This is a genomic window from Arthrobacter sp. DMZ02-1R, assembly GCF_057747935.1.
Genome location: NZ_CM173230.1, coordinates 601419 through 619220, shown reverse-complemented (window position 1 = coordinate 619220; position 17802 = coordinate 601419). Strand labels below are relative to the sequence as shown.

Below are 17802 nucleotides of genomic sequence, written 5' to 3'. Positions count from 1 at the left end.
TGGGCATAGAATCTTCACAGTTAACCGGCCTGAAACACCACCGAAACGGCTTGCCCACGCGCTGCGGTCCTGACGGCCGCTGAGATTGGCCGGCCGGTATGAGCCGCAAACTGTCGCCCCGGCGTCGTGCCCGGCCGGACGCGTTCCGTGGCGGCAGTCGAAGCCTATATTAAAGCGCGAGAAGCATTCTTACTTGGTGAGAATGGCTTTTCTGATAGAACGCGGTTGACAATACCGTGAGCCGAAGCGACAGTCGCCCTAAGACGGGGGCGAGTCCGTTGCCAGATAGGAAATTGATGCTCGCCGCGACGGGGTCGCCCAGGTAGCATCCACTAGCTATGACAGGCATATTCGATTTCGAGTAGAGGAGCCCCATGATTGTGCTTTCCGGGTCAACCACAACCGCTGAAATCGTTGCCATCGCGCGACGACGAGCAAGTGTGGCGATCTCATCCGATGTCGTTGCTTCGATCCGGTTGGCTCATCAGGAAGCGGCCGCCCTTTCGGCTCGGATCCCGACGTACGGCCGATCGACTGGGTTTGGTGCCAACAAAGCGACCCTAGTTGATGAGAATGACCTAGAGCATGGCATGCGGCTGCTTAGAAGTAGTGCAGTCGACTCCGGAACGCCACTAGCCGAAGACGCCGTTAGATCGATGCTTGCAGTGCGATTGTCGCAGCTGTGCACCCCAGGATCCGGCCTTGAAGAGCGCATCCTGCCAGCCCTCGCCTCTATGCTTAACTCCAATTCACTCCCGACAATCCGAGAGTTCGGCTCCATTGGCACTGCCGACCTTTCAGCACTTTGCGGCACGGCCCTTACGTTGCTCGGTGAGCGCCCCGCCACCGGCCCGCTCGATCCAATGGCGGCGTGGGGAAAAGACAGCGCATTACCCTTTATCTCAAGCAACGCCCTGACTATCGGTCGTGCAGTCCTTGCAGCTCACGATCTCCGTCAGTTAGTTGATGCAGCACTTGTGGTCTACGCTCTCACCTTCACTGGGCTCTCGGGCAACCCCTCTCCCTTTAGTGACGCTGCGGCGAAGGGGACAGCGGCAGAAGAAGTGGCGCAATTTGCTCAGAGAATGCGAAATATTCTTGGTTCCGGTCATGTGCCATCGCGGATCCAGGATCCATACGGGTTGCGGGCCTTTTTGCCCTCCTCCATTGGTCTTATTAATGCTCTAGACAAAATCGAAGCATTACTTTCGCGACTTATTGTCGCTGCTCAGGAGAATCCCCTCTTCGTATACGACGAAAACGGTAGGGGTGTATCTGTTGAGCACGGTGCCGGCTTCCATCAGGCCCCCTTGTCGTTGGCTCTCGACGGGATCAAGATTGCTTTGGCGCAGACCATTCCTCTGAGCATGTCCAGAATTCGGATGATGACTGAACCGGAATATACGCTGCTCAACCCGTTCTTATCAGTCGGGGCCGAGAGTGCGTCCGGCATCATGACGATTGAATATGTAGTGGCCAGCGCCTATGGGGCAATACATACAGCCGCCCACCCCAGCAGCCTGGCTACGGTGGTTTTGTCGCGAGGGACGGAGGAGGACGCAAGCTTTGCGAGCGAGGGGGTGGTCCAGCTGGAGAGGGCTGTTCGCGGCTATCGTTCGGTAGTAGCCGGTGAGCTCGTTATCGCTACCCGCCTATTGCGGCAACGCGGACTAACGCCATCTGACATGCATTCTGATGCAGCATCAGATGCATACGAGCTGGCCCTCTCATTGCCTCAGGATGACTCTGACCGCGATCAAAGAAAGGACCTGGAATCTGCGGAATCCATCCTCGAAGAGTTGGCCCCTTTTGGCCATTAGAACCGTCCGAACGCGTCAGGTGTTCGTGCGGGACAATGCTCCTGACCGTCTCGCCAAATAGTGTGCACCTCGCCTGGTGCAACCACGCTCGTCGTGGTTGCACCGGGTCGATTCCTGTGTCGTTCGCCCGACTTTGGCGGTCAGGATGCGGCTGCCAGAAGCTCGAAATCCAGGGCTGGAGAGAACCTTGCTAAGTCAAATCCGTTCCGCACCCAACCTGATCTACGCAATCCGTCTAGATGTTTAGGACAATCCGATCACCTTCACACCGGGATACGCAGATCATCATAGTGTCTCCCATCGCTCGCTCCTCCGAGCTGAGGAGGGAGTCCCTGTGGTCCGGAACGCCGCCAATAATCTCTGTCTCACAAGTGCCGCAGGTGCCCTTCCGGCACGAGCTAAGTGTCCTGACGCCGGCTCGTTCCAAGGCATCAATGATGGATTCGTCTGCGGCGACTTCCACTTCCGAACCGTCCGATGTTTCCACGAGGAACGGACGGTTGCCTTCAATACCAGCCGTGGCGGAAACTGCGGCATCAAAGAGCTCGCTGTAATAGGCACCATACGTCCCGCCTCGGAACAGCTCCGCGAGTTCGGCCAGCATGCGCTGGGGTCCACAGGCATATGTTGAGGAAAATATTGGAAGCCCTAGCCCTTGAACGAACGCAGTCAGATCCATTCGGCCCCGCTCGCTCTTCGAATGCACTTGCACTCGGACCCCGTAGTTCAGCAACTCGGATAGGAACGGCATTGAGCTGCGGTCCGAGCCGAGATACAAGAGACTCCAGTCTGTCCCCTTCCGGGAAGCCTCACGAATCATCGGCAGCAAAGGCGTGATTCCAATCCCACCGGCTATGAACTGTATCGGACCATCAGCACTTCCGCTCGGAAAATGATTCCTCGGTCCTCTAACCTCAAGGCTATCTCCGAGTTTTAATGCTGTGTGGATGTATTTTGAACCGCCACGCCCCTCTTTATCAAGCAACACAGCAATCCGCCAAGCATCTCCATCGCCAGGATCTGAAATAAGCGAGTATTGCCTCAAGAGGCCACCTGGTAGAGCCACATCGATATGCGCGCCCGGTCTCCATCCAGTTAGTTTTTCCGAATCCACGGGACCCAGAAGTACGGAGACAACGCCGGATGCCTCGCGTCGAATTTCTCGGACCTGGACTGAGATAAAGTCACCGAGCAAATGCCGGGAAGCTGCCAACGTTTGCTCATGCATTCCGGAAACCTCGCCAGGAAGGTCGCGTAATTTCGGCCGCGGTGAGCATACACATTAGCGGATCAGATTTGCTAGTTGATTGCGAATATGCGTCACCCATAGCCACCCGCGCTGCGGTAGGGATAAGGGCGGTTGTCAGTTCACTCAGCATCGAGTGCCTTTCGGGTAGTAATTGGTGGAGAGAGGGGTTCAAGGCTTAGCGCCAGGTTCTCCGCAGCGCTAGTTAGGGAACGTAAGGCAGCAGTCAGCCAGGTCTTTGACCCACATCGGCCTTCCGGCCCCGCCACGTTTAAGGAACATACAACTTCCCCGTTTTGAAACACGGGAACAGCAACAGAGACAGAACCGGGGTCAAGTTCGCCGCGTGAAATAGCCCAACCTGACGACCTGATTTGAACCAAGCTCGACCTAATTTGATCCGCATCTAGGGTGTTCTTCGTGAAGCGAACCAATTTTCCGTCGAGAACTCTCTTCGCGACGTCAGGCGGTGACCATGCAAGCAACAGACGTTGTCCGGCTCCGGCGTAGAGCGGCAGAAGTTCGTTCACCGCGAACGTGTACCTAAAGGCTTTGTCCGTTTCGGCGCAGCGAAGGCACATTGCGTGGACCCCCACTCGAATTATCATCACGGCCGTCTCGCCTACGCTCTCCACAACGCTCCGCAGCACGGCAGTGCCAACTTCCGCCAGGTGACTCTGTACGGAATATTGGCCGCCAAGAGCCAGCAATGCCCGACCTGGTCGGTAAACGCCAGCATCCTCGACGATAAAGCCTCGCTCCCGGAGGGTCTTGAAGTACCGGTACGTTGTGCTGACTGGGATCCCCAATCGCAAGGCCACATCTTCGACGGTCGTGTCGGCTCCACCGGCCACTTCAGCCAGAATCGTCAACCCCCGCTCCAATGACGTGTTAGCCATCTGACCTCCTCCTTGCTGGTTCTCCGATGGTGCCGGTCCATCTGGCGAGATCCAACTCGCGTTCCTGCATAGTGAGAATTCGGTTAGCCCATAGTCCCACGCGTCGATACCTTTGTGGTGGCCCTACGATCATCAGCAACCCTAGCCTCGGTATTTCAGGGGGTGGTGCGGCCAGTGCGTGTTTAAGCAGGGAAAGGTGCCCCTGAGCTGGGAAAATAGTGTTGTTGACGCACTGTTTTGACCCGCTCGAAGGAGCACCTTTCTGGTGAACCACTTTACCCCGTCGTACCCGTCTGTCCGTGTTGATTCCGCCGGGGACGGGGTGGTGTCCCAGGCCGGTGGGCTGGTGCTGACGGAAGCCGTCCGGGCAACGGGGTTGATGGCTGGCTTGTCGGCCGGACTTGGGCCGTGGCGTAAGCCCTTCGCCCGGCATGACCCCGGCAAGATCCTCACCGACCAGGCCCTGTCCCTGGCGACCGGCGGGGACTGCCTGGCGGACGTGGACCGGCTCCGGACCCAGCCGGAGGTTTACGGGCTGGTGGCCTCGGATCCCACGGTCAGCAGGCTGGTCAAGGTGCTCGCCACGGTCGACCCGGCCAAGGCGCTGGCCGCGGTCAACAAGGCGCGTGCCGAAGCCCGCGCCCGTGCCTGGAACGCTGCCGGGGACGCCTCCCCGTTGCACAACGCCAGCGTCTGGAACCCGGTCGTGATCGACGTTGATGCCACGCTCCTGAGCGCCCATTCGGACAAGGAACACGCCCGCCCGACGTGGAAGAAAGGCTTCGGGTTCCACCCGCTGGCCGCGTTCATCGACCACGGCGCCGAGGGAACCGGTGAACCCCTGGCAGTGATCCTGCGCCCGGGCAACGCCGGCTCCAACACCGCCGCCGACCACATCCAGATCGTCAAAGACGCGCTGAAACAACTCCCGGCCGGACACCGGTCCGGGCGGAAGCTCATGATCCGCACCGACTCCGCCGGCGGCACCCACGAGTTCCTGCACTGGCTCGCCGCCCGCCACCGGAACCTGGGGTACTCGGTCGGATTCCCGATCCATGGTGCCCTCGAAAACGTCCTGCCGCTGATCCCTCAAAAGGCGTGGACGCGGGCCTACAACAGCGACGGGGAAGAACGTGACGGCGCCTGGGTCGCGGATGTCACAGGCATGCTCGAGCTCTCCGCATGGCCCAAAGGTTTGCGGGTCATCGTCCGCAAGGAAATCCCGCACCCGGGCGCGCAGCTGCGGATCACCGACATCGACGGGATGCGCTACACAGCGTTCGCGACAAACCAGGCCCGCGGGCAGCTCGCCGATCTTGAAGCACGGCACCGGTTGCGGGCCCGGTGCGAGGATAGGATCCGGGGCGTCAAGGACACCGGCCTGAGGAACCTGCCCTTGCACTCCTTCGCCGCGAACACGCTCTGGTGCCACCTGGTCATGCTCGCGGCCGAGATCACCGCATGGGCGCAGATGCTCGCTTTCCCCGGAACCAAGGCGCGGCGGTGGGAACCCAAGAAACTCCGGGCCCGGATTTTCGAGATCGCCGGCAAGATCAGCCGGCACGCCCGACAGATCACCCTTCACCTGGCATCCAAGGCACCCGAAACGTCTCTGCTGATAAACGCTCTCGCGAGGCTGAGGGCTATCACCCCGCCATAGCCGGCAACCGGACCGGACAACAGGGAACCACGGGAAGCAAAAGCCGCACCCCGGGTGGTAGTGGAACCGCCCGCGCCCAGCCGCCATCGGTCAGCGGCCCTTCCGTCACACCCTCATGCAAAAATCGACCACGTCAGGCCGCCGGTAAGCCCTGACCCCGCCGAAATCCTGCCTCATGAAAGATCGAGGCTAGGAATCACAATGACCAAGACGCTAGCCGATGCGAGTATTCCGTCGCTTCCTGACGACCCTTATTCTGACGATAACTTGGCAGACCCTTATGCGCTCTTCGAACGCATGCGGTCGGCAGGGCCAGCTGTCTGGCTTGAGAAATACGGGGTCATAGCATTCAGCCGCTACGAAGAGTGCCGCGAAATCCTTGACGACTACCAAACATTTATTTCGGGCGCGGGAGTAGGTCCAAAGGATCTTCACGATAATCCTCCATGGCGCCCGCAAGGAATACTGGAACTAGATCCCCCAATCCACACGTCGATGCGTACTGCAATGAGTGGTGTTATTTCACCGAGAGGCGTCCGATCCCTTCGGGTAGGCTTTGAGAAGTTTGCACAGGAGTTGGTTGAGGATGTTCTAACCAGATCGAACATCGATGGAGTGACCGATCTAGCAGAAATCTTCCCCATCCGCGTATTTGGAGATGCAGTCGGCATTCCCAGAGAAGGACGAGAGAAGAATCTTCTTCCTCACGGCGCCATGAACTTCAGCGCCTTCGGACCGAGAACAAACGCCATCAGATGTATTTTGAGAAAGGCGCGGGAACGCACGAGTGGGTCATGGAAATGACCGCGCGCGAAAATTTGGCTCCGGGTGGGCTCGGACATCAGGTCTGGGAGTATGCAGACCGAGGAGAAATTTCAACGGAACAGGCTCCCTTGCTTGTGCGAGCAATGCTTTCTGCAGGCCTAGACACAACTATTTTTTCCATCGGGAACGCCCTGGTACCAATGGCCAGCGACCCGGAAATCTGGGAGGCCATTCATGCAGACCCCAAGTTGGTAAAATTCGCGATCGATGAGGCATTAAGATTCGAATCGCCCTTCCAATCCTTTTATCGCACTACCTCTCGAGACACGAACTTTCGGGGCATTCATTTGCCAGCTGCCACAAAGGTCCTGTTGTTTGTCGGAGCTGCCAACCGAGATACCGCTCATTGGGGCGTAGATGCCGATAAGTTCAGATTGGACCGACAAGCGGCAGGGCACCTGGCTTTCGGAATGGGGATCCACCAGTGTGTCGGGCAACCAATTAGCCGACTCGAAATGGAAGTACTGTTCACTGCCCTCGCTAAGAAAGTCAGACGGATCGAGCTAACAGCAGAGCCCGTCCCGTTGCTACACAACACGCTCCGAGGTTGGGCATCTGTTCCCATGCGGCTGACACCCGCTTAAAGGTTGCAGGTCCCACTGGGGAGCCTGCGCGAGCTGCATTTGGAGGATTTGCATGACGTTAACATCGTCAGATCGGCCCGCCGGAAGTAAGGGAGAACAGCCCTGGAGAAGATCTACAAGGGCGTGATGAATGAGCTGAATAGCGCTGTTCGCAATTGCCCAGATCGCGCACGGTTTGCAGCCAATCCACCTTCGTGTGCTTGCATGCCGGATGCTAACCACACATGCAGACGGTGGGGATTGCCGGAAACAGACTAGGTTCGCAGGAGTAGCGTGCATGGATTCATAAGCATGATTGGGTTCAGCACTCTTGCCGCATCTTGGTCTCAAGGCTGTCAGCACAAACATTTCGTGTTTGTAGCGGGTTGCAGGTGTTCACCCCTTGTACTTTTTGTCCCAGGCTTCCTCGTAGCTGTCTTCAAACAAGATGAACTCGAGTTCCGTACCTCGCGATGCACCTGACGGAAATCCGGTACGGCATGCCTCTATCGGTTCAGCGCGTATGCATCGGTCCGCAGAGTGGATGGCTTGGATTCGATGATGTCCACCAGCATCTCGGCCGAACCGCAGGCCATAGTCCATCCGAGATGACCGTGGCCTGTATTTATGTAAAGGTTCCGCGGCCGTCCTGTGCCGATAATGGGCGGCCCGTCGGGCGTCATCGGCCGAAGCCCCACCTTGTACGTGGCGCGGTTGTAGTCCAAGACCCCCGGGAAGAGTTCCTCTCCGGCCTTATGGATCCTGCTGAAGTCCTTGGCCGAGTATTCCAAGGAGTATCCGGTGAACTCGGCCGTGGCCGACATCCTCAATTGATCGCCGAATCGCGACCAGGCCACGAGCGATTTTTCGTCAATTCCTCCCAGTTGTGGCGCCACGGCACCTGGGATTATCGGCACCGTCATGCTATATCCCTTAGCAGGGTAGACGGGGAGGTGGATTCCTATCGTGCGGGCAAGCCGGGCGCTGTCGGGGCCGCTGGCGAGAATATAGCCGTCGGCGAGGAAATCCGATTTTCCGCTGCTCAGACCGGTTACGCGGTCGCCGTCAACCTCGATGGACTGGATGGTCGTGTCGAAGGTGAACCGAACGCCCATCTCCTCACACCGTTTCCGGATTTCCGAAGCAAACAATGCAGGATTCCCGGTTGCGTCTGTGGCATCACGAACTGCTCCAACAAAGGGAACTTGACTCTTGGCCAATGCCGGTTCGAGATGGAACAGTTCGTCCCTGGAGAGGACGTTCTGCTGTTGCCCGTTCTCGCGCATGATCCGTCCGTGCTCAATCGCCCGGCGCAGTCCTGCCTCGTCACGGTAGAGGTACAAGACGCCGCCGACGGAAGGTTTGAAGTCCATGCCCTCATCGGCGACGATCTGGTTGAAGAGCTGCTGGCTGCGCTGAGCGAGCCGGAGCTTAGCCAGGGTGTTGTCGTGCGCCCGCGACGGTGTGCATTCCCGCAGGAACTTCAGCCCCCAGGAAATGAGTTCCGGATCGAAACGCGGCCTGACCCGAATTGAGGTGTCAGGGCTGAACAGGGACTTTAGGAGTTCTATGGGGGCCGACGGCGACGCCCAGGCAAAGGAATGACCTGGGGCGATCAGCCCTGCCGTTGCGTCGCTCGTCGCACGGGCTTCTCCGGCTTCCCGGTCAATGACCTGGACGCCGTGCCCGCGACGTGCCAGCTCGTAGGCCGTTGTCACTCCGATGATGCCGGCCCCGATCACGATCAGCTTCATTTCTCGCCCTCCGCGTCCCTTGAGCTGCTTCTCTGCAGGCGGGCGATCGCTTGCACTTCGACGAGAAGGCGCGGATCGAGTAGCTCGGCAACAACTGTGGCCCGGGACGGCCGGTGCCCTCCAAAGACGGCGCTCCAGGCAGCATTGAAGGGCTCCGCCAGGCTTGCGTCCTTGAGATAAACGGTGCAGGAAACGACGTCGTCGAGGGTCGCTCCGTAGACAGCAAGGACACGAGCGAGCCTGGCAAGCGCGTGTCGGGTCTGGGCAGAAGCATCCCCTTCCGCGAGGACACCGCCCTCGTCGGTAAATGACACCTGGCCGGAAACATAGACGGTGTCACCCACCCGGGTTGCTGATGGATAGGGCGAGCCCGGGGTCGTAATGCCGTCCACGTCAACCGTGCGGCCGGGACTGGAAATCGAAGTCATGGGTCTCTTTCGGACGAAAAAGGGCAAAGGGGTGCTTACGCAGTACGCGGGAGCGGGCGTACAGGGGCGAGCGTTCAGGAAGAAAGGAAAGGGAGCGGTTAGCCGTCCGTCTTGTAGGACCGGAGAAAGGCTTTGGTGCGATCTTCGCGAGGGTTGTCTATGACCTCGCTCGGATGCCCCTGCTCGATGATGTGGCCGCCGTCGATGAAGACGATCTTGTCCGAAATCTCCCGGGCAAACGGCACTTCGTGCGTAACGATCACCATGGTCATGCCGGAACGGGCCAGTCGCCGCATGACGGCCAGGACGTCCCGGGTGGATTCGGGATCAAGAGCCGATGTCGGCTCGTCGAAGAGCAAAAGGCTTGGTCCGAGCGCCAATGCGCGGGCGATTGCCACGCGCTGCTGCTCCCCGCCAGACATCTGCTCGGGGAATGCCAGGGCTCGGTGCGTCAGCCCAACTTCCGCAAGGAGTTCGAGGGCGGTTTCAAGAGCCTTCTTCTCCGGGATTTTCAATCCCTTCATCTGGGCCAGCATCACGTTTTCGACTGCGGTGAGGTGGGGGAACAGGTAGAAGCGCTGGAAGACCATCCCCACGCGCTGCCGGAGCTTGGCCAGGTCCTTGCAGACGGTCTTGTCCCCGGAGAACACAGGCTCGCCCTGCAGGGTGATGGAGCCTGAGTCGGGTTTCTCGAGGAGGTTGATGCAGCGCATCAGGGTGGTCTTGCCGCCGCCGCTTCGTCCGATGATGCTTACGATATTTCCCGGCTTGACCGTGAAGTCGACGTTGTCCAGCACAGTCCGTCCGGAGAACGACTTCACGAGTGACCTGATCTCCACCACTGGAAGGGTGCTCACCGCCGAGCCCTCCGCTTCGATCTTTCCGACAGTCATGGCTTTACCTCCGAGTATGGCTTGGTTTCGGCGGCTGCCAACAGTGCCCGCGCCTGGGCAAGCCTGCGATGCCGCCGCAGGGACAGGGGTGCGCCCGCCTGGACCCGGCGCTCGAGCCGGAGGACGAGCTGTGAGAGCGGGTAGCAGACCACGAAGTAGATTGCCGAGATAACGATGTAGACCTCGAGCGCCCGGAAGGTTTCGCTCGCAATCAGCTGGGCCTGGGACATCAGTTCGGCTGCCGAGATGACCACGAGCAGGGACGTGGACTTCAACAGGTCCACCAGCATGGTGCCGGTGCCGGGGAGTGCCAGCCGAAGCGCCTGTGGGAAGATGATGCCGGTGAACGTCACCACCGGCCCCAGCCCCAGGGCCTGCCCGGCCTCCTGCTGCCCGGCATGGACTCCGAGGAGCGCCGCCCGGAAGATCTCCGAGAGGTAGGCTCCGTAGAAAATGACCAGGCTGAGGGTTCCCGCCTGGAAGGCATCAAGCCGGAGGCCGATGGATGCCAGGCCGAAGTACGTGATGAAAATGATGGCCAGGAGGGGGACGTTCTTAAACAATTCCGTATAGATGGCCGCGGGTATGCGGAGGAGCCGCCTGGAGCTGATGCGTAGGAGTGCGACGGCGAGTCCGACGGCGACTGCGCCGACGAATCCGGCGGCAGTGTATCCAAGGGACCTCAGCAGGCCATCGCCTATTGCCGGAAGGTAGTCCAGCCATGGCACCTGAAAGAGGCCGGGTGCGGGGTTCATTGTTGTTTCCTGTCTTGGTATGAGCGCATGGATCAGGAAGGCGTCAGCTCGACGGTGCCTTCCAGTCGGCGGGGCGGTCGGTTGCCTGCCGCTCACTGGTCATGGACGGCGACGGCTTGAGATACTGGTCGGGATCACCGCCGTACTTCTTGATGAGGCTGGCCAGTTCGCCGTTCGTGTACATTTCACGGATCACTCCGGAGATCGCCTTTTCCAGCTTCGGTTCTTCCTTGGGGACGTAGAAGCTGGTCATGTAAGGCTGGAAGTAGGCGAGGTCCGGGGATATCTTGACTTCTTCGTCCGTGGGCGGCGTCAGATACTTGGTCTGCAAGCCCAGGTCAGGCCGCTGGGCCTGCGTGTAGGAAATCAGCAGTGGATCCACGAAGCCCACGTCCACGCGGCCGGCCGCAACATCCGCGAAGAGCCCGTTAGCGTCCGGGTACGAACTGAGCTTGGCGCCCGGAACTGCCTTGATGGATTTCACCCAGACGTACCCCGTTACCGTTCCGAGGTTCTTGCCTTGGAGATCTGCTAGGGTCTTCACGTTCTTGTCGCCCTGGACCGCCATGGCCGGTGGGGAGTAGTAGGGCGGATCGGTAAACAGGCCCGCTTTGGCGCGTTCTTTGGTCCAGGCGATGCCTCCGATGGAGATATCGACGCGCCGGCTTTGGACGCCACCCAGCATGCCGTTGAAGTCCGTGACCTGGGGCTCGATTGTCAGGTTGAGTTTCTTCGCAGCGGCCTGGAGGATCTCCGCGTCCAGGCCAACCATTTGGCCGTCCTTCATGGCGGTATACGGCATGTAGGGCTCGATCGCTACTATCATCTTGCCCGGCGTGATCGTATCCAGGCCGTCGCTGTTTGACGCGGCGCCGTTGCCGCCGCCGCAAGCGGTCAGGGCCAAGGCCACGACGCCGATTGCCGCAAGCGCGGATTTGCGAAGTGGTTTATGGATGCGACTAAACATGGTTACCACCTTTCGATGGATCTATCGCTTTGGCAGAACACCTTCTGCGGGTCCGGCTTTGTGCCGCTTAAGAACAACCGTAGGCTTGGGTGTGACGAAAGTCATTGGACCATTCGTCCAGCTTCTGGCGAATTTTCGTGGGGTTCGCTGTACGAAAAAACTAATCGGAGGTGTCATGGCGGGGGAAAGCAGTACTCGTGCGGTGGCGGGGCCCCTGACCCCGGCCCTCGCGCAGCAGATTGCCGGTGAAACCAGCGCGATCGTGGGGTTTAACATCCTCATCACGGATGCCCATGGCATGGTGATCGGCAGTGGCGACACCGGCCGAGTAGGCAGTTTCCATGAGGCTTCCCTGGAAGTTGTCCGCACGAGGGAGCCTGCCACGCACTCGGCGGCGGAGGCGCGGGCCCTTCATGGCGTAAAGCCCGGAGTCACACTGCCCATCCTGCTCAACGGGCACGCGGTGGGCACCGTTGGCATCACCGGTTCGCCCGTGCAGGTCACCCGATTTGGCTTGATGGTGGAACGCCAGACGGAAATCCTGCTGCATCAGGCATCACTCCTGCGCTCGACTCTCCAACGTGAACGCGAGCTTGAGGATCTGGTCCGCGAGATCCTTGCCTTCGATCCCCTCATGACCGAGGCCGGGGCGCTCCTCGACCAGGCGAACGAGCAGGCGGTTGACCTGGCGGCGAGCCGAGTGGGGATCGCCGTCCAGGTCCTTGGCCGGACCGCCAGCCCAGCTACCACCACGGAGTGGCTGCCCCGCGCCCTTGTGCTGCTCCGCGAGAGCTTCGCCCACCGCCACACCATCGCCGTTTCGATCGCCGCCAACCGTTATGTTGTCTTCGCGCACCCCACCGGGGAGGGGGTGCCCGGAATCGTGGCGCAGGCCCGGCACTGCGTGGAGCAATTCCGCACGCATCTGGCCTCCGACGTCGAGATCGGAATCGGAACCGAGGCCACGGGACCGGCCGGTCTGCGGACCTCCTACGAAGACGCCGTCGATTCGCTCCGGCTTGGCCGGCGCATCAAGCACCGGAGCGTCACAACGATCGATGAAGTCCGCATCGAGCAACTGCTGTCAGGGGTCGGCCTGCGGGCGAGGCAGCGGTACACTACCGCCGTCGCCGACAGGCTCTTAAGGCAGGGCGACTGGCCCACCGTCCAAGCGACTGTAGTGGCGTGGTGTGAAAGCGGCTTCTCCCTGGTGGGAGCTGCGCGGCGGCTCCACATCCATAGGAACACGCTCATCCACCGCCTTGAGAAAATTGAGGAGCTGCAAGGTTGGACGGAACGGAAGAGCGAGGCGTACTTGGCCCTTTATCTCGCGTGCAAAGTGAGCGAATTCGATCTCGATGGCAGCCAGCCCCGGAGCGCTTAGCCGTTCCAGGAGCGCCAACCCGTCGGCCACCATATTGGTTCTGTCGCCGGACCCCAATCCGTTCTCTATCCGCGTCCGGTATAAGACCAGGCCGCATGTTCTCACAAACTGAGAATCTGCATTGCTGGGCCGGAGGACCGAGTATACGTTTCCAGCAGTGAAACCCACATTACCCGGGGGTGTGCATAGAGGCCCTAGCCAGCACAAGGGCACAGCTTCTTGGGAGCTCATGTTGCGACGTGTTTCCATCGCCAAGGGGCTTTGACATGGAGTGAAACGAACTTTGCTTTGTGGCGGAGTGAGGAAATTTAGCGAACAACTCTTGCCATTCTCTGAAAGTTGGTTTTTACTAAGTGGCAAGACATGGTGATTCAGACCACTTGAAAGCAGGTCAGACAGTGGCAGCAGATTCCTCCACCCGGACGGTCGAAAGAGCACTGGCCCTTTTGAGCGCGGTCTGCGCCGATGGCTCCATCAGCCTGAGCGACGCCGCACGCGTTGTCGACTTGTCGGCCAGCACCGCGCTCCGCCTCCTCCGCACCTTGGAAGGCAGCGGATTCGTGAAGCGGGATCCGGGCGGCAACTTCCGTCCCGGTGCCAGCGTCATCCAGTTGGGAGCCCTCGCGTTGGGACAGGAATCCCTCGTATCGCTCTGCACGCCGCACATGAAGCGGCTGGTGGCCGAAACAGGTGAGTCCTGCTATCTGAGTATTCCCGGTCCTGGGGAAACCGGAATCTACATAGCCATCGTCGAAGGTACCCGCTCTGTCCGGCACACCAGCTGGGTCGGCAGGAGCATCCCGCTGGAAGGGTCCGCCGCTGGCAAGGTCCTGACTGGCGGGCAGAACGGCCGCGGCTACGCCATCGTGCGCAGCGGCGTAGAAGACGACATCACGGCCGTCGCCGCACCCATTGTGATCGGCGGCCGGACCGTGGCGGCCCTCAGCATTGTCGTACCGAGCTACCGCTTGGACGAAGCGAAGGCCCAGACATTTGGCGAGGAACTGGTGGGGGTGGCGGACAACATCCTCGTGGAACCCTCCGGAAACCATGAAGTGCCCCAGGAAAGCATGGAAAAGAAATGATCAAGTTTGAAAATGTCACCAAGGCGTACCCGGATGGGACGGTCGCCGTCGACGGCCTGAATCTTGAAGCACCTACCGGCAAGCTGACCATCCTGGTTGGCCCGTCCGGTTGTGGCAAGACCACTTCGCTGAGGATGATCAACCGCCTCATCGAGCCCACCAGCGGCACCATCTATCTCGATGACCAGCCCACTTCCGGAATGGACGCCGCCCTGCTGCGCCGCCGGATCGGTTACGTCATCCAGCACGCAGGCCTGTTCCCGCACCGCACCATCGTGGACAACGTGGCAACCATGCCCGTGCTGCTTGGCGAGAGCCGGCAAAAGGCGCGCATGAAAGCCCTCGAACTCATGGAGCGCGTCGGCCTCCCGGCGAGCTTTGCCAAGCGCTACCCGTGGCAGCTGTCCGGTGGACAGCAGCAGCGCGTGGGCGTGGCCCGTGCACTGGCTTCAGATCCGGCTTTCATGCTCATGGACGAACCCTTCAGTGCCGTTGACCCAGTGGTCCGCGCGCAGCTCCAGGACGAGTTCCTCCGCCTGCAGCGCGAGATCGGCAAGACCATCATCATGGTCACCCACGACATCGACGAAGCCCTCAAGCTCGGCGATCAAGTTGCGGTGATGCACGTCGGCGGAAAGCTCGCCCAGATGGCAACGCCGTCGGAGCTGCTGACCTCCCCGGCGGACGAATTCGTAGCCGACTTCGTGGGACGTGACCGCGGTTACCGTTCTCTCGGCTTCACCAACGCGGCCGGCACAGTAGCAGTTTCAGAGGAAGCCGTGGTCACTCTCGGCGCCTCTGCCGCCGAGGCACAGAGCAAGGCCACAGGGGCCTGGGTGCTGGTAGTCGATCCTCTGCGGAAGCCGCTCGGCTGGGCACAACCCGATCTCATCAGCGGCGAGCTCAAGAGGGAGCACTTGAACCTCAGCGGCACCTCCGCATCATCGTCCGGGACCATGCGCCAGTTGCTCGACGCCGCACTCTCCTCACCCAGCCGGCGCGGCGTCGTCGTCAATGAACACGGCGAGCTCATCGGCACGGTGACGGCCACCGACGTCGTCAAGGTGATCGAGGCGGAACCGCACCTGGAGACGGCGCGATGAACTTTGAATGGCTGGGCCGCCAGTCCGACAACATCGTCTTCCTCCTCGGCTGGCACGTGCTGCTTGCCGTCACTCCCCTCATCCTGGGCCTGCTGATCGCGCTACCCCTTGGTTGGTGGGCACACCGCAGTCGCCGGATCTATCCCCTTCTGGTAGGCATCGCGGGCCTCCTCTACACAGTCCCTTCCCTCGCGCTGTTCGTCTTGTTGCCACTGGTCCTAGGCACCAAGATCCTTGACCCGCTCAACATCGTGGCAGCCCTGACCATCTACACCGTGGCGCTGCTGGTACGCGTAGTCGCTGATGCCTTGGATTCCGTACCGGAAGACACGGTCCAAGCCGCCAAGGCCATGGGCTACCGCGGGTACCAGAGCTTGGTGAAAGTAGAGCTTCCCGTGGGCGTCCCCGTCATCAGCGCTGGCCTGCGCGTCGCGGCGGTCTCCAACGTGAGCCTCGTTTCCGTGGCAGCCTTGCTGGGCATCCCGCAACTCGGCTCGCTTTTCACGCAGGGCTTCCAGTTGCGGTTCTTCACCCCGATCATCGCCGGCATCATCCTCTGCGTGGTCCTGGCCATGATCCTTGACGGACTGATCATCCTCCTCAACCGGTGGCTGACACCGTGGACCCCCAAGGTGGTGGCATCATGATGAACTACTTGTTCAATCCCGCGCACTGGAGCGGTGCCGACGGCATCCCCCGCCTGATCGGGGAACACCTGCTCTACTCCCTCATCGCCCTCGCGGTCGCCGCCATCATCGCAGTTCCGCTCGGCATCTACATCGGAGTCACCGGCAAGGGTGTCTTCATGATCGCAGGCCTGGCCAACGCCCTCCGCGCCCTCCCCAGCGTGGGTCTGCTGATTCTGTTGGTCCTGCTGATCTCGCCCGCTTTCCCGTCCAAGATGGGCTACATCCTGCCGAGCCTCATCGTCCTGGTGCTGCTCGCGGTCCCGCCCATCCTGACCAACACCTACGCCGGCGTCCGCGCTGTGGATGCCGCCGCCGTCGATGCCGCCAAGGGCATGGGCTTCCGCACCATGAAGATCCTCACGGACATCCAACTCCCTTGCTCGCTTCCGCTGATGCTGTCCGGTGTCCGCAGCGCGCTGCTGCAGATCATCTCGACGGCGACCATTGCGGCGTACATTTCGCTCGGTGGCCTCGGAAGGCTGCTGATCGACGGCAAAGCCCAGAACGACTACAGCCAGATGGTTGCCGGGGCCGTGCTGGTTGCGCTGCTGGCCCTGTTCTTCGATCAAGTGCTCGCCTTCATCACCCGCAGGGTCGTCTCACCCGGACTGACCCGGCGCACTGTCAAGACGGCCGTTGTGGCCGCTACGGCCGACACCGTGAAAACCCCCGTCACGGTCTAACTCGCTACCGCTTTCATCGCCGCCGAGCGCCATGCTCGACAGCGGCAACACCCCTCAACCCACCCTTACTTGGCCACTGCATGCCCTGCAACGGCCCTCCCCAGAGAGAATTGACATGAAAAAGTACTTGACCGGTTTCGCCCTGGCAGCAGCTACCGCCATCGCCCTGAGCGCTTGTGGCGGCGGGGATCCCATGAGCTCCTCCAACAACTCCCAGGCCGCAGGCTCCACCGACAGCATTATTGTCGGCTCCGCGGACTTCCCGGAAAGCCAGCTCATCGCCAAGATCTACGCCGGTGCCCTCAAGGCTAAAGGCGTCCAGGTCACCGAAAAGCCCAGCATCGGCAGCCGCGAAGTCACCATCCCGGCACTGAAGGACGGGTCCATCGACCTCATGCCGGAATACGGCGGAGCCCTCCTGCAGTACCTTGATTCAGCCACCAAAGCGGTCACCTCGGATGAAGTCACCAAAGAACTGGGCACCAAGATCCCGTCAGGGCTGACCCAGCTGACAGCATCCAAGGCACAGGACAAGGACGTCCTGGCCGTCAAAAAGGAAACTGCCGACAAGTACAACCTCAAGTCAATCAGCGACCTGCAGCCTGTGGCCAAGGACCTCGTCCTGGGCGCCGCACCGGAGTGGAAGACCCGCATTGACGGGGTCGTTGGACTGAAGTCCGTCTACAACCTCGACTTCAAGGAATTCTCAGCGCTCGACGCCGGCGGTCCGCTCACGCTCAATGCCCTCCTTTCCGGTCAGGTACAGGTTGCAAACCTCTTCAGTACTGATCCCGCCCTGACCGCCAACAACCTGGTCGCGTTGGAAGACAGCAAGAACCTTTTCCTCGCCGAGAATATCGTCCCCGTCATCAACCAGAAGAAGTCCTCGGACGCCGTCAAGAGCGTGCTGGACAAGGTCTCCGCTGCGTTGACCACTGACGACCTGATCCAGATGAACGGCCGCGTGGCGAAATTCGAGGACATGGGACAAATCGCCCAGGACTGGCTCAAGTCCAAGAACCTGGCGTAGTCCAGCAAGACCTGAGGA

17 protein-coding genes are annotated in these 17802 nt (G+C 60.6%); 10 read left to right on the top strand and 7 right to left on the bottom strand.

The features are described 5' to 3' along the window. Nucleotides 1–374: 374 nt before the first annotated feature. On the top strand, nt 375–1820 hold the full coding sequence (locus tag AC3ANQ_RS02905; protein WP_488303731.1) for an aromatic amino acid ammonia-lyase: 1446 nt from the start codon (nt 375–377) through the stop codon (nt 1818–1820). A gap of 235 nt (nt 1821–2055) precedes the next feature. Here AC3ANQ_RS02905 and AC3ANQ_RS02900 read toward each other — a convergent pair whose 3' ends face one another. Together AC3ANQ_RS02900 and AC3ANQ_RS02895 are read right to left on the bottom strand one after the other, a co-directional pair. Further along, on the bottom strand, nt 2056–2865 hold the full coding sequence (locus AC3ANQ_RS02900; protein WP_488303730.1) for a PDR/VanB family oxidoreductase: 810 nt from the start codon (nt 2863–2865) through the stop codon (nt 2056–2058). A 323-nt stretch (nt 2866–3188) separates the two neighbouring features. Beyond that, entirely contained in the window at nt 3189–3965 is a 777-nt protein-coding gene (locus tag AC3ANQ_RS02895; RefSeq protein ID WP_488303729.1) for an IclR family transcriptional regulator, read from the bottom strand. A 265-nt stretch (nt 3966–4230) separates the two neighbouring features. Between AC3ANQ_RS02895 and AC3ANQ_RS02890 the strand changes: the two genes are divergently transcribed. The 3 genes from AC3ANQ_RS02890 to AC3ANQ_RS02880 all read left to right on the top strand — a co-directional run bounded on the left by AC3ANQ_RS02890 (nt 4231) and on the right by AC3ANQ_RS02880 (nt 7034). Beyond that, nucleotides 4231–5625, top strand: coding sequence for an IS1380 family transposase (locus AC3ANQ_RS02890; RefSeq protein ID WP_488303123.1), 1395 nt, complete (start codon nt 4231–4233; stop codon nt 5623–5625). Between the two features lie 201 nt (nt 5626–5826). Further along, on the top strand, nt 5827–6429 hold the full coding sequence (locus AC3ANQ_RS02885) for a cytochrome P450 family protein (protein WP_488303728.1): 603 nt from the start codon (nt 5827–5829) through the stop codon (nt 6427–6429). Then, a complete protein-coding gene (locus AC3ANQ_RS02880) occupies nt 6381–7034 on the top strand; it encodes a cytochrome P450 (RefSeq protein WP_488303727.1) in 654 nt (217 codons plus the stop codon). Before AC3ANQ_RS02885 ends, AC3ANQ_RS02880 begins: the two co-directional genes overlap by 49 nt. A 485-nt stretch (nt 7035–7519) precedes the next feature. Here the strand turns inward: AC3ANQ_RS02880 and AC3ANQ_RS02875 are convergent, their stop codons facing one another. From AC3ANQ_RS02875 to AC3ANQ_RS02855, 5 genes are all read right to left on the bottom strand, one after another. Then, the gene (locus AC3ANQ_RS02875; RefSeq protein ID WP_488303726.1) at nt 7520–8767 is read right to left on the bottom strand and encodes a D-amino acid dehydrogenase; all 1248 of its coding nucleotides are present in this window, start codon (nt 8765–8767) and stop codon (nt 7520–7522) included. Then, nucleotides 8764–9195 (bottom strand): RidA family protein, encoded by a 432-nt coding sequence (locus tag AC3ANQ_RS02870; protein ID WP_488303725.1) that lies wholly within the window; start codon nt 9193–9195, stop codon nt 8764–8766. The genes AC3ANQ_RS02875 and AC3ANQ_RS02870 overlap by 4 nt, the downstream gene beginning before the upstream one ends. 98 nt (nt 9196–9293) lie before the next feature. After that, nucleotides 9294–10088: an amino acid ABC transporter ATP-binding protein gene (locus AC3ANQ_RS02865; protein ID WP_488303724.1), complete on the bottom strand. Its 795-nt coding sequence runs from the start codon at nt 10086–10088 to the stop codon at nt 9294–9296. Beyond that, the gene (locus tag AC3ANQ_RS02860) at nt 10085–10843 is read right to left on the bottom strand and encodes an amino acid ABC transporter permease (RefSeq protein ID WP_488303723.1); all 759 of its coding nucleotides are present in this window, start codon (nt 10841–10843) and stop codon (nt 10085–10087) included. Before AC3ANQ_RS02860 ends, AC3ANQ_RS02865 begins: the two co-directional genes overlap by 4 nt. 43 nt (nt 10844–10886) lie before the next feature. Beyond that, a complete protein-coding gene (locus AC3ANQ_RS02855) occupies nt 10887–11810 on the bottom strand; it encodes a substrate-binding periplasmic protein (protein WP_488303722.1) in 924 nt (307 codons plus the stop codon). 175 nt (nt 11811–11985) lie between these two features. Between AC3ANQ_RS02855 and AC3ANQ_RS02850 the strand changes: the two genes are divergently transcribed. From AC3ANQ_RS02850 to AC3ANQ_RS02825, 6 genes are all read left to right on the top strand, one after another. Then, a complete protein-coding gene (locus AC3ANQ_RS02850; RefSeq protein WP_488303721.1) occupies nt 11986–13194 on the top strand; it encodes a CdaR family transcriptional regulator in 1209 nt (402 codons plus the stop codon). Nucleotides 13195–13547: 353 nt separating this feature from the next. Continuing rightward, a complete protein-coding gene (locus AC3ANQ_RS02845; protein ID WP_488303720.1) occupies nt 13548–14279 on the top strand; it encodes an IclR family transcriptional regulator in 732 nt (243 codons plus the stop codon). Further along, entirely contained in the window at nt 14276–15382 is a 1107-nt protein-coding gene (locus AC3ANQ_RS02840; RefSeq protein ID WP_488303719.1) for an ABC transporter ATP-binding protein, read from the top strand. Before AC3ANQ_RS02845 ends, AC3ANQ_RS02840 begins: the two co-directional genes overlap by 4 nt. Continuing rightward, a complete protein-coding gene (locus AC3ANQ_RS02835; RefSeq protein ID WP_184741542.1) occupies nt 15379–16029 on the top strand; it encodes an ABC transporter permease in 651 nt (216 codons plus the stop codon). Before AC3ANQ_RS02840 ends, AC3ANQ_RS02835 begins: the two co-directional genes overlap by 4 nt. Further along, the gene (locus AC3ANQ_RS02830; RefSeq protein WP_488303718.1) at nt 16026–16754 is read left to right on the top strand and encodes an ABC transporter permease; all 729 of its coding nucleotides are present in this window, start codon (nt 16026–16028) and stop codon (nt 16752–16754) included. Before AC3ANQ_RS02835 ends, AC3ANQ_RS02830 begins: the two co-directional genes overlap by 4 nt. A 115-nt stretch (nt 16755–16869) precedes the next feature. Further along, a complete protein-coding gene (locus AC3ANQ_RS02825) occupies nt 16870–17784 on the top strand; it encodes an ABC transporter substrate-binding protein (RefSeq protein ID WP_488303717.1) in 915 nt (304 codons plus the stop codon). Nucleotides 17785–17802 lie beyond the last annotated feature (18 nt).

Excerpts from the sequence above, each read along its gene's own strand:
- AC3ANQ_RS02905 (WP_488303731.1), top strand. The coding sequence starts at position 375 with ATGATTGTGCTTTCCGGGTCAACCACAACCGCTGAAATCGTTGCCATC.
- AC3ANQ_RS02895 (WP_488303729.1), bottom strand. The coding sequence starts at position 3,965 with ATGGCTAACACGTCATTGGAGCGGGGGTTGACGATTCTGGCTGAAGTG.
- AC3ANQ_RS02885 (WP_488303728.1), top strand. The coding sequence starts at position 5,827 with ATGACCAAGACGCTAGCCGATGCGAGTATTCCGTCGCTTCCTGACGAC.
- AC3ANQ_RS02880 (WP_488303727.1), top strand. The coding sequence starts at position 6,381 with ATGTATTTTGAGAAAGGCGCGGGAACGCACGAGTGGGTCATGGAAATG.
- AC3ANQ_RS02875 (WP_488303726.1), bottom strand. The coding sequence starts at position 8,767 with ATGAAGCTGATCGTGATCGGGGCCGGCATCATCGGAGTGACAACGGCC.
- AC3ANQ_RS02870 (WP_488303725.1), bottom strand. The coding sequence starts at position 9,195 with ATGACTTCGATTTCCAGTCCCGGCCGCACGGTTGACGTGGACGGCATT.
- AC3ANQ_RS02865 (WP_488303724.1), bottom strand. The coding sequence starts at position 10,088 with ATGACTGTCGGAAAGATCGAAGCGGAGGGCTCGGCGGTGAGCACCCTT.
- AC3ANQ_RS02860 (WP_488303723.1), bottom strand. The coding sequence starts at position 10,843 with ATGAACCCCGCACCCGGCCTCTTTCAGGTGCCATGGCTGGACTACCTT.
- AC3ANQ_RS02855 (WP_488303722.1), bottom strand. The coding sequence starts at position 11,810 with ATGTTTAGTCGCATCCATAAACCACTTCGCAAATCCGCGCTTGCGGCA.
- AC3ANQ_RS02850 (WP_488303721.1), top strand. The coding sequence starts at position 11,986 with ATGGCGGGGGAAAGCAGTACTCGTGCGGTGGCGGGGCCCCTGACCCCG.
- AC3ANQ_RS02840 (WP_488303719.1), top strand. The coding sequence starts at position 14,276 with ATGATCAAGTTTGAAAATGTCACCAAGGCGTACCCGGATGGGACGGTC.
- AC3ANQ_RS02835 (WP_184741542.1), top strand. The coding sequence starts at position 15,379 with ATGAACTTTGAATGGCTGGGCCGCCAGTCCGACAACATCGTCTTCCTC.
- AC3ANQ_RS02830 (WP_488303718.1), top strand. The coding sequence starts at position 16,026 with ATGATGAACTACTTGTTCAATCCCGCGCACTGGAGCGGTGCCGACGGC.
- AC3ANQ_RS02825 (WP_488303717.1), top strand. The coding sequence starts at position 16,870 with ATGAAAAAGTACTTGACCGGTTTCGCCCTGGCAGCAGCTACCGCCATC.